Source organism: Endobacterium cereale, assembly GCF_009617585.1.
In the GTDB taxonomy this organism is placed as follows: domain Bacteria; phylum Pseudomonadota; class Alphaproteobacteria; order Rhizobiales; family Rhizobiaceae; genus Neorhizobium; species Neorhizobium cereale.
In genome coordinates, this window is the sequence record NZ_WIXI01000051.1 from 13,436 (window position 1) to 27,771 (window position 14,336).

11 protein-coding genes are annotated in these 14,336 nt (G+C 60.1%); 9 read left to right on the forward strand and 2 right to left on the reverse strand.

Annotation, left to right across the window (positions count from 1 at the left end):
• Positions 1-107: 107 nt before the first annotated feature.
• The 4 genes from GAO09_RS26305 to fhuF are packed head-to-tail and all read left to right on the forward strand — an operon-like array spanning position 108 to position 6,163.
• Complete coding sequence (locus tag GAO09_RS26305; protein WP_153359446.1) at positions 108-2,549, forward strand: TonB-dependent siderophore receptor; 2,442 nt, start codon at positions 108-110, stop codon at positions 2,547-2,549.
• A gap of 41 nt (positions 2,550-2,590) precedes the next feature.
• Positions 2,591-3,460 carry an ABC transporter substrate-binding protein gene (locus GAO09_RS26310; protein ID WP_235938519.1) on the forward strand — a complete coding sequence of 290 codons (870 nt, stop codon included), beginning with the start codon at positions 2,591-2,593 and terminating at the stop codon, positions 3,458-3,460.
• Positions 3,453-5,438: a Fe(3+)-hydroxamate ABC transporter permease FhuB gene (fhuB, locus tag GAO09_RS26315; protein ID WP_153359450.1), complete on the forward strand. Its 1,986-nt coding sequence runs from the start codon at positions 3,453-3,455 to the stop codon at positions 5,436-5,438. Before GAO09_RS26310 ends, fhuB begins: the two co-directional genes overlap by 8 nt.
• The gene (fhuF, locus tag GAO09_RS26320; RefSeq protein WP_153359452.1) at positions 5,435-6,163 is read left to right on the forward strand and encodes a siderophore-iron reductase FhuF; all 729 of its coding nucleotides are present in this window, start codon (positions 5,435-5,437) and stop codon (positions 6,161-6,163) included. The genes fhuB and fhuF overlap by 4 nt, the downstream gene beginning before the upstream one ends.
• Before the next feature lie 536 nt (positions 6,164-6,699).
• On the opposite strand, the gene GAO09_RS26325 is transcribed toward fhuF, so the two are convergent.
• Together GAO09_RS26325 and GAO09_RS26330 are read right to left on the reverse strand one after the other, a co-directional pair.
• The gene (locus tag GAO09_RS26325) at positions 6,700-7,413 is read right to left on the reverse strand and encodes a response regulator transcription factor (protein WP_153359453.1); all 714 of its coding nucleotides are present in this window, start codon (positions 7,411-7,413) and stop codon (positions 6,700-6,702) included.
• A complete protein-coding gene (locus GAO09_RS26330) occupies positions 7,410-8,648 on the reverse strand; it encodes a GAF domain-containing sensor histidine kinase (protein ID WP_153359454.1) in 1,239 nt (412 codons plus the stop codon). Before GAO09_RS26330 ends, GAO09_RS26325 begins: the two co-directional genes overlap by 4 nt.
• A 241-nt stretch (positions 8,649-8,889) precedes the next feature.
• On the opposite strand from GAO09_RS26330, the gene GAO09_RS26335 reads away from it, so the two are divergent.
• From GAO09_RS26335 to GAO09_RS26355, 5 genes are all read left to right on the forward strand, one after another.
• Positions 8,890-9,897, forward strand: coding sequence for an ABC transporter substrate-binding protein (locus GAO09_RS26335; RefSeq protein ID WP_153359455.1), 1,008 nt, complete (start codon positions 8,890-8,892; stop codon positions 9,895-9,897).
• 80 nt (positions 9,898-9,977) lie between these two features.
• Positions 9,978-11,438: a sugar ABC transporter ATP-binding protein gene (locus tag GAO09_RS26340; RefSeq protein ID WP_153359456.1), complete on the forward strand. Its 1,461-nt coding sequence runs from the start codon at positions 9,978-9,980 to the stop codon at positions 11,436-11,438.
• Positions 11,435-12,376 (forward strand): ABC transporter permease, encoded by a 942-nt coding sequence (locus GAO09_RS26345; protein ID WP_153359457.1) that lies wholly within the window; start codon positions 11,435-11,437, stop codon positions 12,374-12,376. The genes GAO09_RS26340 and GAO09_RS26345 overlap by 4 nt, the downstream gene beginning before the upstream one ends.
• A complete protein-coding gene (locus GAO09_RS26350; RefSeq protein WP_153359458.1) occupies positions 12,373-13,320 on the forward strand; it encodes an ABC transporter permease in 948 nt (315 codons plus the stop codon). Before GAO09_RS26345 ends, GAO09_RS26350 begins: the two co-directional genes overlap by 4 nt.
• Before the next feature lie 34 nt (positions 13,321-13,354).
• A complete protein-coding gene (locus GAO09_RS26355) occupies positions 13,355-14,272 on the forward strand; it encodes an SMP-30/gluconolactonase/LRE family protein (protein ID WP_153359460.1) in 918 nt (305 codons plus the stop codon).
• Positions 14,273-14,336 lie beyond the last annotated feature (64 nt).

Sequence of the window (14,336 nt, forward strand, 5' to 3'; positions counted from 1 at the left end):
TAATTCCGCAAACCTCTTTAGGTGAATCCTTCCGCCAATCGTCAACATTTCAAACACGGCCAGAAAGGCCGGTGTCGGAATGATTATCAGTGCGTAGGGGCGACGGAATGAGGGACTATCAAAACGGCAGGCGGCATCAGGCCTCGGGCGCTACGGTGCTGCGAATGCTGATGGCGGGTGTGGCGATCTGCGTCGCAGGCGTGGCAACGGTCGGCATCAGCACGCCGACGATGGCGCAGATGAGCCAGACCTTCGGTTTCGACATTCCATCGACTTCGCTATCGCGGGCGCTGCGACAGTTTTCGCAGCAATCCGGCGTGCAGGTCGCCTACAGGACGGCCATTGCCGCCAATGCCGCAGCACCATCCGTGAAAGGTCAATTGACACCACAACAAGCGCTCTCGACACTGCTTGCAAGTTCAGGTCTGAGATACAGCTTTACCGGCAGCGGCGCGGTCACCATCCTTGCCGCCGATGCCGCAGCCGGCCCTGCTGACAACACAGGAGCAACAGTCCTCAACACCATCGTCGTTGCTGGCACCGGCGGCGCCTTCGACCGCGTCGAAGGTTATCGCGCCGACAGCTCTTCTTCCGGCGCAAAGACCGACACCCCGATCATCGAAACGCCGCAGTCGATCAGCGTCGTGACGGCAGACCAGATCGCCAACCAGCGCGCGACCTCGCTGTCCGAGACACTGGCTTACACACCGGGCATCGCCACCCAGTCCGGCGGGTTCAGCCGTATGGTCGACGATTTCATGATCCGCGGCTTCAACACCGCCAGCGGCAATACAGGCACGCTGCGCGACGGCATGAAATTCCAGTCGAGCGTTTATGACGGCGGCCAGGAGCCTTACGGGCTGGAACGCGTGGAGGTTCTGCGTGGGGCGTCTTCCGTCCTCTACGGTCAGGTCGCACCGGGCGGTATCGTCAACGCCATTTCCAAGCGCCCGACGACAACACCGCTGCACGAGATGAACCTCGAATACGGCAGCTATAACAGAAAACAGATTTCAGCTGATTTCGGTGGTCCGGTCGATGCGGATGGCGTGCTGTCCTATCGCCTCACCGGCCTTTACCGCGATGCCGACAACTGGGTCGACAATACGTCCGACAACAAGGCCTATATCGCGCCTGCCCTGACATGGAAGCCGGACGAAACGACGTCGCTGACGCTGCTCGGCAGCTATCAGCATGTCGATACCGGTTTCGCGCCGCCTTACCTTCTTTCGGATATCACATCGGGCAAACTGTCTCGTGACACGTTTACGGGTATCGACAATTTCGACACCTACAAATCCGACATCTATACCATCGGCGGCATGTTCGAACATGAGTTCGATGACGGCCTGAAGCTGCGCAGTTCCGCGCGCTATTTCCACGCCGATATCCAGTGGAACTACATGATGCCGAACGTAGCACCGATCAGCGCTGGCGGCGTGATGACACGTCTGGCATCGGAGCGACCCGAGACATCCTACGGCATCACATCCGACAATTCGCTCGAATATACGTTCGATGCCTTCGGGGCCGAGCATACGCTGCTTGGCGGCTTCGATTTTTACCGCCGCTCTTATGACAGCCACCGCTACCGCGGCACCGCCAGCCAGCTGAACCTCAATACCGGCGTCAACAGCAGCGGTCCCAATGTCAGTTATGCCGTCGATCGCGGCTCGGACAGCATTGGCGATCAGTATGGCATCTACCTACAGGACCAGATAAAATTCGACGATCACTGGATCCTGCTGCTCGGCGGACGTCACGACTGGGCCGACGGCAGCACCAAGAGCTACCAGACCGGCGTCGTGACCAACCAGCGTGACAACGCCTTCACCGGACGCGCTGGCCTCGTCTATCTCTTCGACAACGGCGTTGCGCCTTATGTCAGCGTCAGCCAGTCGTTCCTGCCGCAGGTCGGCTCCGATTTCCTGACCGGCAATGCCCTCAAGCCGAACGAAGGCCTGCAATACGAAACCGGCATCCGGTATCAGCCGCTCGGCACCAACCTCCAGTTCAGCGCCGCCGTTTACGATCTCAATCAGAAAAACGTCGTCTCCTACAACTCGAGCGGCAACGCCTATCAGCTTGGAGAAGTGCATTCCCGTGGTCTCGAACTGGAAGCGCGCGGCGATATCGGCAACTGGGGCCTCGTTGCGGCCTACACGTTCACCGATGCCGAAATCACGGCAAGCGCAAAAGCCGCGGAAATCGGTGAGCAGGTCGCGCTGGTGCCGCGCCACAGCTTTTCGATCTGGGCCGATTATGGCCTCGACGACCTTGGCCTAGAAGGCGTACGCCTTGGTGGCGGCATGCGTTATATCGGCAAGACAAACCTGACCGACAGCGTGATCGACGGTCCGAGCTATGTCCTGTTCGACGCCATGGCCAGCGTCGATCTCGGCAAGCTCAATGCGGATCTCGAAGGCCTGGATTTCAAGGTCAATGCCCGCAACCTCTTCGATCGCAAGTATTATACCTGCGTTTCGCTGGATGGCTGCCGTTTCGGAGAACCGATGACGGTTTCGGCAACTTTGTCCTACAAGTGGTAATGCGTTTGCCAATCAGCAGGCGCAATATTCTGGAGGCGGCCTTGGCCGCTCCCTTTGTCATGCTGTCCGGACGATACCCGCACGCACAATCTCCCAATCCGGGATCCCCGCAACGGCTGGTCAGCCTCGACTTGCTGATCACTGAACTTTTGCTGACATTGGGCGAGGGGCCGGTCGCCGTTGCCAATATCCCGCTTTACCGCCGGCTGGTCGCCAGCCCTGCCCTGCCCGAGAGCGTCGAGGATCTCGGCCCTCTCAACGAACCCAATCTCGAATTCCTGCAAAGTCTCGCGCCCACACGGGTGCTCGTGGCCGACTGGCAGGCACCCGGCCTAATGCCCCTGATGCGTATCGCACCGGTTCTGCCGATCAAGGTGTTTGCCGGACGAACCCCGGCGCTCGAGCATTGTGAAACCCTGCTTTCAGACATGGCCGAACTAACCGGTCGAAAGATGGAGGCGAAAACAGCCATCACCGCGACCAATGCCGCGATAGACGCAGCACGATCCACGCTGAGTGGCTTTTCCAGACCTGTCTACATCTGTCGTTTCAACCGCGACGGCCGCAATATTGCATTGTTCGGCGGCAATGGCATGCTGGGTGACGTCGCGAACCGGTTGAACCTTCGCAACGCCTACAAAGGCCGGGTGAACGGCGCCGGCGTGACCAACGCGCCGCTGTCACGACTGGCAGACGAACCCGATGCTGTCATCGTCCATTTCGACCGAGGGGCGGAAACCGATGTTGCGTTGGGGCGTCTGGAGGAAAGTGCGCTGTGGCACGCCCTGCCCGCGGTGCGCAAAGGCCGTGTCGTGCGCATGCCGGTGATCTATCCCAGCGGCGGCCTGCGCTCGGCGGACCGTTTTGCTACCCAGATCGGCACACAGCTTGCGAAATTTGCCGATGGCTGAAACCTCATATCTCCCGTCCCGACTGCGCCGCCTGTTTTTGCCCTTCATTTTGACGATAGCGGCAGTGCTACTGTTTGCCGGTTATCTGTGCATGAGCGGACTTGCCGAAGCGCTTTCGCTTTCTTCCGCACCGAATGCCTCTTTGCAATCGGTGCAGCTTTTTTACGGAGCGCTGCCCCGCGTCATCGTCGCATTGGCGGCAGGTGGCCTGCTGGGCTTGGCAACCACACTCATGCAGCAAGGGCTAGGCAACCCGCTTGCTGAACCTGGAACGATAGGGCTTCTGTCAACGAGCCGTCTGACCGTCGCCGTCGCACTCATTTGGCTACCCGCCTTTGCGGGCGGTTTTGTCCTGCCGGTTCTGGCCGGCTCGCTTTTTGGGCTTGTCATCCTGCTCGGCCTCTCGTGGCGCCGAAAGCTGTCACCACTTTTTCTCATCCTCAACGGGCTGGTACTCGGCCTCGTCTGCGATGCCGTCACCTCGATGCTCATCCTCACCCATTACGAGGACATCGCCGATCTGCTTTTATGGCAGTCGGGCTCGCTGGTGCAGGATAACTGGCAGGTCGCGCGCCTGTTGAGCGTGTGCCTTGCCGCTGTGTCGATCATCACTATCCTTTTGCGCAAGCCTCTGTCCCTGCTCGATCTCGACGATACCGCTGCCAGAAGCCTTGGTCTGTCGCCGATGATGGCAAGGCTTGCGGCAATCGGACTTGCCACGGTCGCTGCGGCCGCGGTTACCGCCCATGTCGGCCTGCTCGCCTTTGTTGGACTGGCCGGTGCGGCCCTTGCACGGATTTGCGGCGCACGCGGCTTTGCCGACCGCGCCATGTTTTCCGCACTCCTTTCGGCAGCCCTTCTGTTGCTGACCGACCAGACCATGCAAATTGCCGAAATGGTCATGGCAATCCCGGCGGGCACGGTAACAGCGCTCTTTGCCGCTCCGCTCCTTTTGTACCTTCTGCATTCGGGACGCATTCAGCAGCAAACCGAGCGCGCATTCGATCTCCACGTTCCACACCGCATTGTTCCAACGCGGAGCATCCTTCTTGGCCTGACAGCCGTCTTCGTTTTCGCCATCCTGCTCGCACTGATGGTCGGACGGGCGCCGCAGGGTTTTACCTGGGCAACAGCGAACGAATTCTCGCAACTTCTGCCATGGCGCTGGCCGCGTGTGACCGCAGCGCTTGCTGCAGGCGGCATGGTCGCACTGGCCGGCTGCCTGATGCAGCGCATGACCGGTAACCATCTGGCCAGCCCCGAACTGATCGGCGTCTCGTCGGGCGCGACGCTAGTCATGCTGCCGGTGATCTTTTTCCTGCCGCCGCTCAGTCGCAGCCAGACCATGCTGGTTGCCGCCATCGGTGCCTTGCTTTTCCTCCTCATCGCGCTGCGGCTGGCACGCAGGTCGCAATACGCGCCTGAAAAACTGCTGCTCACCGGGCTGGCGATCACCGCGCTCAGCGGCTCGCTTCTTTCCTCCGCCATCTATTTTGGCGATATACGCCTGACGCGACTGATCGGCTGGCTGTCCGGTTCGACCTACGCGGTGACCGCGGCAGATGCGATGATCGCGCTTGGCCTGCTCGCGGCGGCAGTAGCGGTGCTGCCGCTGATACAGCGCTGGCTCGGCTTGATGCCGCTCGGAGAACCTGTCGCCGCCGCCCTCGGCGTCGAGATCAGGCTTGCGCGCCTTTGCATCATCATTCTCGTTGCACTCCTGACCGGCGTTTCTACGGTCATGATCGGACCCGTGACCTTTGTCGGGCTGGTCATTCCGCATCTCGTCAGGCTGATGGGCCTGCGCAAGCCACTAGCACAAACCACCGGCTGCGTCCTTGCGGGCGCAACGCTGATGATCGTATCCGATTGGATCGGAAGAACCATCGCCTTTCCGTGGGACATCCCGGCGGGACTGGTGGCAAGTGTCGTAGGTGCCATGGTCTACGGCATTACCACGAGCCGAAGCAGCAGATGATCCCAGAACTTTCCCATATATTTCAAGGCCCGTTTGGCGCGCTCGGTGAAACCTTGAGCATCGACATCGCCCCGACGATGCCCCTTGGCAACTTTTGCTCCTCGCCGCAGTTGCACAACACCCTCGACATATTTGCGCGGCGTTGGCCCGAACGCGATCCGAGAGTGGTGGCGACGCAGTGGTCGAAAACCTATTTTTCGACCCTCCTTCCCGCGGTCCTTCTGCCTTGCCTGCTGCATGACTGGCATCTGCCGCTTTCCCCGCAGAAAATGGGCATCCGCATATCAGCGGCCGGTGCGGTGTCGGGGTTTGAGCTCCCGTCGTCCGGTGGACACCGCAATGCGCAAGAAAAAGCGTCCGGACGCTTCGACTTTCTGGTAGCCGATCACTTGCGACCAATCATAGAGATGCTGGCCGCTGCTACGCCACTGCCCGCCAAAGTTCTCTGGAGCAATGCCGGAAACGTCTTCGAGAATGTTGTCGGCCGGGCATCCAGCCTGCTCGGCCATGACCATCCGGCGGTCCGCGAGGCCATGGCCATCATGGCAGACAGGCGGAATGCCACGGGCCGGGCCAATCCGCTGTTCGAGCCGATCCGCTACATCAACGAGGGCGGTAAAAACATGCGGCAAAGGCGGATCTGTTGCCTGCGGTATTTCACGCCGGAGCTCGGATACTGCAAGTCCTGCCCCAAGCCGGGTCCAGAACCGGATGGTGGTAGTTGAACTGTCTTAAGGTCTTGAACAGATTCGAACCAACAACCCGTCAATTTCACAGAGTTCTGTTGACCTATCAGCTCTTGCGATTCTCTAGCAGTATGGCAATCGTGAGTACGACTTTAGGCGGTCTGGTTCCTAACGCGCAAACCGGTCACGCGATCGGAGCACAGATTAGGTTCGCTGGCCTGACCATACATAATGCGGTTTACGTCGTTTACGCGTGTTTGAAGCAATATGAATCTGCTACAAATGCAGTGGAAGATCGCACTCCTCCGCAGGAACAGAACAGCAAATCAGCGCTTCCCATCTGCAACTTGGTAGTTGGGCTCGGAAAGATAGCTCACCGCGCCTTCAGAATTTTTGTCCGGCAATCACCACATCGACTAGCTCGGCAACTGTATGCGAGTTTAGCCCTCGTTTTCGGCGAGGTTCAGGAGAGGGCCGTCGTCGGGCTTCCAGCGCCCTTCCTTTGCCGATTGCGCAAAGATCACGCGGGGGGAGCGGCCGGTTATTTCAAAAGGCTTACCCATGAGATGGCCCAATCAGTAGCCTGCGTCATCCTGCAGGTCGCGCTCGGCGCGCTCCACGGCACTCGCATTGAGAACGCGCCGCATCAGTGCAACGGCAACCGCACGGGTTCGGAGATTGTAGCGACTCTCGTCATCGCCATCCTCCTGATAAACTTCGAGCTTCTCATAAAGCTGCTGGAGACGGTTCTGCACGGTACGCAGCGACAGCTTTTTTCGGCTGGCGATGGTCTTGTCGGTCAGACCCAACGCAACATCGACAAGGATTTCATATTCGGCATCGCTTAGCCCGTGTCCTGACCCCATTCCCTTCTGCTGGATGCCGCGTACTTCGCGGTCGATCACGCATTGCGACTCCAGAAATACGCTGCGCAAAGCCAGTTTCAGGCGCTCTTCGGATGTGGATTTCAGGACATACCCATAGGTTGCACCTTCCGGGACAATCCGCGAAACACCGCGTACATAGGCCTCGTCGGAATAATTGGACCAGAACAGGATCTTTGTATCGGGCCTTTCCCGCCAGATGGTGCGGGCAGCCTCTATGCCGTTGCGTTCGTTCATCTGCAGGTCCATCACCACGAATTCGGCGCGCAGTTTTCGTGCCTCTACCTCGCCCAGCCGGCCGTTTTCGCTCTCCGTCACCGCATCGCATTCCGGCAGCGCCGAGCGCACCGCTTCATTCAGATAGGAGCGATGCAGCGCATCGTCCTCGATGATCAGCACCTTCATTCCGCTGCCTCCGTTTTCAATGCATGTCTCAACGGAAGCGTCACCTTCACCATCGTTCCCTTACCGCCGGGATTTACCGCCATCTCCAGTCGTGCCGAGATCAGCCTTGCCCGGGTTTTCATATTATCGATGCCGCGTCCCCGCAGATCATGAGAGGATACCAGTCCGTTTCCATCATCACTGACGTCGAGCGAGACAGCGCCATCGTCGGCCCGCAAAGTCACGGTCACCATGTCCGGCTGTCCATGACGGATGGCGTTGTTGACCGCCTCCTGAACGATACGAAACAGCGCAGTTGCGACGGTCCGGTCGAGATCGACAAGCGTTTCGCCCGCCAGATCGATCACCTGCCAGCGCACCGGCAGCCCGCTTTCGCGCACCGAACGTTCCAGATGGTTTTCGATCGCTTCGGCCACGCCGAAAAGCTGCAACACTGTTGGCTTGGCCTCCTCGATGATCTGACGCAGGTCATGCATGCATTGCTGCAAGGCGCGACAGAACGGTTCCAGCGCATCGCCCTGTATTGTCCCTTCCCCGGTCAGCCGCTCGATGCGACGCGTCAGGCGCGTCAGGTCCGCCAGCGTCTGGTCGTGCAGATCCATGCCGATGCGTTGCCGTTCGGCTTCCAGCGCCTCGGTCAATTTCAGCGCACCCAGCCGCAAGCCCTCTTCCCGCGCCCGCGCCTCTGTTTCGATCACCGCCGAAAGCTTGGCCTGCTCGGCGGCTCGAAGTGCGAAGAAATAAGGCGCGAGAAGGTCGGCTACCGCGCGCGCCTTCTCGACGTCTTCCATGTCATACCGACCGCGCTGCCGCGACGAACAGCTCAGCGCCCCGATCACATCACCCTGCGCCTTCAGCGGCACATGCACACGACTGCGCAGGGAAAGTTCGATGATCGGGCTGGAAAATGCGCCATCGAAATGGAACCGGGGATCACTGCAGGCATCATCTGCCAACAGGAAATCCACTTCCCCTGCCAGCAACGTGCGAATGGGACTGCCGCTCAAAAGCGCCGGTGGCTGCCGGCTCCAGGCGGTTTCAAGCCCGCTTTCGTAGGCAATGTGGTATTTGCCATGCACCATCTTGATGCAGACATCGAGGTGGTCATGCGGAATGATATGCCGGATCTCCTCGGCAACCGCCTGGATGATCGCGTTGAAATCCAGCTGACCCGCCAGCAGCCTAGAAATGCCTAAATAGCGGTCGAACAGCGCATTGCGCCCCAGATCGAGCATGGTTTGGACCTCCTCCCAGTCCGTCCCGTCATTTAGCGCCAGCTTTTTCAGCTTGTCCTGCGGGAACCCGCAAGTCAGTGACGGGCGCCCGCAAAAGCGGTGCTCGTATGCGCCTATACAACATGAATATTCTCCTCCATTCTCGATTTACTGAGCAAGAGGGGCTCAGGGCAATGTTTATCTGCGGACAACCGTTGAGGAGCGGCCCGAAGATATTTTGTGGGATTTTTGGGAGGAAATCATGACCATCAGAATGATGCTGGCGGCATCCGTCGCATTTGCTTGCCTTGGCGGCACGGCGTTCGCCGATACGTCGTCCAAGAAGATCGCGTTGTCCAACAACTACGCCGGCAATTCCTGGCGTCAGGCGATGCTGACCAGCTGGGACAAGATCACCAAGGAAGCCGTTTCCAAGGGTGTAGTCGCAGCAGCCGACCCGTTCACCACGGCGGAAAATCAGGCGACCGAACAGGCAGCCCAGATCCAGAACATGATCCTGCAAGGTTATGATGCGATCGTCATCAACGCCGCTTCACCGACCGCGCTCAACGGCGCCATCAAGGAAGCCTGTGATGCCGGCATCACCGTCGTGTCCTTCGACGGCATCGTGACCGAACCCTGCGCCTGGCGTATCGCCGTCGATTTCAAGGCGATGGGTGAAAGCCAGATCGATTATCTCGCCAAAAAACTGCCCAAAGGCGGCAACCTTCTTGAGATCCGCGGCCTTGCCGGCGTTTCCGTCGATGACGAGATCCATGCTGGCATCGAGGCCGGCGTGAAAAAGAACCCACAGTTCAAGGTGGTCGGTTCCGTCAATGGTGACTGGGCGCAGGACGTTGCTCAGCGTGCCGTGGCCGGTGTTCTGCCGAGCCTGCCCGAAGTGGCGGCTGTCGTCACCCAGGGCGGCGACGGTTATGGTGCGGCACAGGCTTTTGCCGCCGCCAAACGCCCGACACCGACCATCGTCATGGGCAACCGCGAGGATGAGCTGGTGTGGTGGAAGAGCCAGAAGGACAAGAACGGTTACGAGACCATGTCGGTCTCGATTGCCCCCGGCGTCTCGACGCTCGCCTTCTGGGTTGCCCAGCAGATCCTCGATGGCAAGGAGGTCAAGAAGGACCTCGTCGTGCCTTTCCTGCGCATTGATCAGGACAATCTCGAAGCCAACCTGAAAAACACCCAGAAGGGTGGCGTGGCGAATGTCGAATATTCGCTAGAAGATGCCCAGAAGGTCATCACTGCCAAGTAAGGCATCTCCAGGCTGCCGGGGTGAAAGCATAGGCCTTTCGTCCCGGCACAGCTTTGCGACACACGAACGATAGCGATCGCATGACAGAACCCTTGCAACGCGAAGAGGTGGTGGCCGCCCGTGCCATCAAGGTGACCTTCGGTGCCGTCAAGGCGCTTGATGGCACCGACCTCGTCATCCATTCCGGCGAGTGTGTCGGCCTTGTCGGCCATAACGGCGCCGGCAAATCGACCATCGTCAATGTCATCAATGGCGGGCTTTCTCCGCATGAGGGCACGTTGGCCTACGCTGGCCAAGAGGTTCACGGCATTTCTGCCGCCCGCGCCAACGGGGTGCGCTGCGTTTTTCAGGAACTGTCGCTCTGCCCCAACCTGACCGTCAATGAGAATGCCCGCATCATGCATGCGGAACTGAAGGGCTGGAACTGGCGCAGCCGCGCTAGCGAACTCGTCCGCCGGCAGTTGCAGAAAATCTTTCCCGGTCATGCCATCGATTGCGACAGCACGGTCGACGACCTGTCGATCGCCGAACGGCAGATGGTGGAAATCGCCATCAGTTTCGCAGGCCTGAACCAGAGGCCAAAACTCGTCATTCTCGACGAACCGACCTCTTCGCTGGATGCCGGCCTTGCCGCCCAACTGATGGCCTATGTCCGCACCTTCATCGCCGAAGGCGGCTCGGTGCTTTTGATCTCGCATATTCTCGGTGAAATCCTGTCCACATGCGACCGTATCGTGGTGATGAAGGATGGCCACGTCGTCGCGGATCGTGCAGCGCGCGAATTCAATACCCACAGCCTTGTCGAGGCCATGGGCAATGTTGTGCGCGAGCAGGAGTTTTCACGCAAGGCCACCGCGCGCGCAGGTGCGCCAGTTCTCTCCATGCCGCCACATCCGCGGCACGGCATCGCTTTCGAAGCCTATCGCGGCGAGATGATCGGCCTTGCCGGTCTCGGCGGCCACGGCCAGACCGACGCTCTTCTTGACCTCTATCTGGAGCACAGCAGCAACTGGTGGCCGACGCGCAAGCGCGATATCGCCTTCGTCGCCGGCGATCGCAGCCTGAACGGCACGTTCCCGCTCTGGAGCATTCTGAAAAACCTGTCGATCGCCTCGCTCAGCCAACTGTCTTCCAGAAAGATGGTGAGCCAAAGCCGGGAAGCTACGCTCGGCGCCGGCTGGAAGCAGCGGATCGAAATCCGCACGCCGGATATGGACAACCGCATCCTGTCACTGTCGGGCGGCAACCAGCAAAAGGTGCTGTTTGCCCGCGCACTGGCGACCACTGCCTCGACGGTGTTGATGGACGACCCGATGCGCGGCGTCGATATCGGCACCAAGCAGGAGGTCTACGAGATTCTGCGAAGCGAGGCCGCCAACGGGCGCACCTTCATCTGGTATTCAACCGAGATGGACGAGATCCGCCTCTGTGACCGTGTCTATGTGTTTCGCGAGGGCGCCATCGTTGCCGAACTCGTCGGCGACGCGATCAGCGAGAAGAACGTGCTGGCCGCTTCTTTCAGCGAAGGAGAAGCCGCATGAAACTGTCCTCCGGCACCATCCGCCTGATCATTCCCGCCGCCTCGCTGGCACTGCTTCTGGCCGCCGTTTTCTACATGCAGCCGCGGGCGATGAGCTATACCGGCCTCAACCTGCTGTTCAACCTCGCCGTCCCGATTGCACTGGCGACCATCGCGCAGATGCTGATCATGTCCGTCAACGATCTTGACCTGTCGATGGGCACATTCGTCAGTTTTTGCGCCTGCGTCGCAGCAACCGTTCTGCAGAACTCGCCGCTTCTCGGCGTGCTGATCTTCATCGGCGCAATCGCCGCCTATGCCGGCATGGGCGTGTTGATCCATGTGCGCGAACTGCCGTCCATCGTCGTCACGCTCGGCATGAGTTTTGTCTGGGGCGGCCTTGCCGTGCTGCTTCTGCCCTCGCCCGGCGGCACCGCGCCCTCCTGGGCACGCGCCATCATGACCGCCAAACCACCGCTCGTGCCGATGGCGATCGTCGCCAGCATTCTCATCGCCGCCGTGACCCATTACATCGTCATGCGATCCTCCTTCGGCGTGCTGATGCGTGGCACCGGCGGCAATGACCGCTCGGTGGAACGTGCCGGCTGGTCGGTGATCGGCATCCGCGCCGCCACCTATGCGCTGGCCGGCCTGTTCGCCATCCTCGCCGGCATCGCTCTGGTGGGTCTCACCACATCCGCCGATGCCAATATCGCGCTGCGCTACACGCTGCTGTCGATCGCCGGCGTCATTCTCGGCGGTGGTGAATTCGTCGGCGGCAAGGTGTCGCCGATCGGCGCCGTCATCGGCGCACTCACACTGACGCTTGCCGGCTCCTTCCTGTCCTTCATGCGCATATCCCCCGACTGGCAGATCGGCGCACAGGGCGCCATCCTGATCGTCGTTCTGGCCCTGCGCCTTGCCCTCAACCGGTTGGAAAAGCGGGAGAAACATCAATGAACCTGCAGAAATTCCTGTCCGAAAAACCGTGGATCTGGTCGTTTGCCGCCACCATGATCGTCTGGATCACCACCGTCCTTTTCACCGGCGGCGCCAGTTCCTTCGGCCTGTCGCAGGCAGCGCTGACATTCGCCGCCTTTTCGGTGATCGTCGGCATCGGCCAGATGTTCGTCATCACGCTCGGGCCGGGCAATATCGATCTCTCGGTCCCGGCCACCATGACGCTGTCCGGCACGCTGGCGCTCAAGCTGATGGATGTGCAGGACGGCATGATCCTTTTCGGCCTCATGGCCTCTATCGGCATCGGCCTGATCATCGGGCTCGGCAATTACATCCTGATCAAGGCGCTGCGCATTCCGCCGATTATCGCCACGTTATCGATGAGTTTCATCGTCCAGTCGGTGGCGATCTGGAGCAATCGCGGCCTGCGCATCAAACCGCCGGAAACGCTTGCCGGCTTCGCGACATCGGGCCTGCTCGGCATCCCCAACATCGCGCTCGTGGCACTCGTGCTCTCCGTCATCGCCTGGGTTCTTCTGGAAAAATCCATCTATGGTCGCTGGATTTCGGCCATCGGCCAGAGCCGCTTTGCCGCCCGCATGGCCGGCATTCCGGTCGATGGAACCCGGCTCGTCACATACATGCTCTGCGCCGTACTCGCCTCTGTCTGCGGTTATCTGCTCGCCAGCTTTTCCGGTGGCGCGGCACTCAACATGGGCTCGGAATACCTGCTGATGTCGATCGCCGTGGTGGTGATCGGCGGCACGGCGGTTGCCGGCGGCAATTCCAACATTCCCGGCATCTGGGGCGCCTCGCTCTTCATGTTCCTCGTGGTGTCCATGCTCAACACCTACGGGTTTGGCGCCGGTTTCCGCCTCATCCTCACCGGTTTCATCATCATCGCCGTCATCCTGCTTGCCGGTGGCAAGAAGTCGATCCGCTGATCTCCGTTTCGAACATATCGATTGGAATAAAACCATGCCGCAGTCCTCTTCCATATACGAGATCCACGACGACCGTTTCCGCCACCTGATCGTCGGAACTTCCGATCTGGAGGAGCTGTATTCCGATTGCCGCTGGGCCGAAGGCCCGGTCTGGTTCGCCGATCTCGGCTGCCTGATCTTCAGCGACATCCCCAACCAGCGCATGTTGCGCTGGACGGAAGGAAGCGGCATTTCCACCTACCGCTCGCCCTCCAACTTCGCCAATGGCAATACACGCGACCGGCAGGGACGGCTTGTCTCTTGCGAACATGGCGGACGACGGGTGACCCGCACCGAGATCGACGGCGCGATCACCGTGCTGGCCGACAGTTTTGAGGGCAAACGCCTGAATTCGCCGAACGATGTCGTGGTCATATCCGATGGCAGCGTGTGGTTCACCGATCCCACCTACGGCATCAAGTCGGATTATGAAGGTTATCGCGCTGAGCCGGAACAGGCGACCCGCAACGTCTACCGGCTCGATCCGGCAAGCGGAAAACTCGACGCCGTGATTACCGATTTCGGCCAGCCCAACGGGCTTGCCTTTTCGCCCGACGAAAAGACGCTTTACGTCGCGGATTCGTCGTCCAGCCACGACACCAGCGCCCCACGCCACATCCGCGCTTTCGCTGTCGCTGAAGACGGCCATGTCGGTAACAGCCGCGTGTTCTGCGAACTCGACACCGGCCTGCCGGACGGCTTTCGCCTCGATATCCATGGCAATCTATGGACCAGCGCCGGCGATGGCGTGCATTGTTTCGGGCCGGATGGAAAGCTTCTCGGAAAAATCCTCGTGCCGCAGACGGTCGCCAATCTCACTTTTGGTGGGCCACGCAGAAACCGGCTGTTCATTACGGCAACGCGGTCTCTATACGCCGTTTACACGGCGACCAATGGCCATTCGCTCGGCTAACTACCTCCTTCGCGGACGACGGCAAGCCAAGCGGCTTCGCCGCCCCATAGATATCTGATTGTAG

Excerpts from the sequence above, each read along its gene's own strand:
- GAO09_RS26335 (WP_153359455.1), top strand. The coding sequence starts at position 8,890 with ATGACCATCAGAATGATGCTGGCGGCATCCGTCGCATTTGCTTGCCTT.
- GAO09_RS26305 (WP_153359446.1), top strand. The coding sequence starts at position 108 with ATGAGGGACTATCAAAACGGCAGGCGGCATCAGGCCTCGGGCGCTACG.
- GAO09_RS26350 (WP_153359458.1), top strand. The coding sequence starts at position 12,373 with ATGAACCTGCAGAAATTCCTGTCCGAAAAACCGTGGATCTGGTCGTTT.
- fhuB (WP_153359450.1), top strand. The coding sequence starts at position 3,453 with ATGGCTGAAACCTCATATCTCCCGTCCCGACTGCGCCGCCTGTTTTTG.
- GAO09_RS26340 (WP_153359456.1), top strand. The coding sequence starts at position 9,978 with ATGACAGAACCCTTGCAACGCGAAGAGGTGGTGGCCGCCCGTGCCATC.
- fhuF (WP_153359452.1), top strand. The coding sequence starts at position 5,435 with ATGATCCCAGAACTTTCCCATATATTTCAAGGCCCGTTTGGCGCGCTC.
- GAO09_RS26325 (WP_153359453.1), bottom strand. The coding sequence starts at position 7,413 with ATGAAGGTGCTGATCATCGAGGACGATGCGCTGCATCGCTCCTATCTG.
- GAO09_RS26330 (WP_153359454.1), bottom strand. The coding sequence starts at position 8,648 with ATGCTCGATCTGGGGCGCAATGCGCTGTTCGACCGCTATTTAGGCATT.
- GAO09_RS26355 (WP_153359460.1), top strand. The coding sequence starts at position 13,355 with ATGCCGCAGTCCTCTTCCATATACGAGATCCACGACGACCGTTTCCGC.
- GAO09_RS26345 (WP_153359457.1), top strand. The coding sequence starts at position 11,435 with ATGAAACTGTCCTCCGGCACCATCCGCCTGATCATTCCCGCCGCCTCG.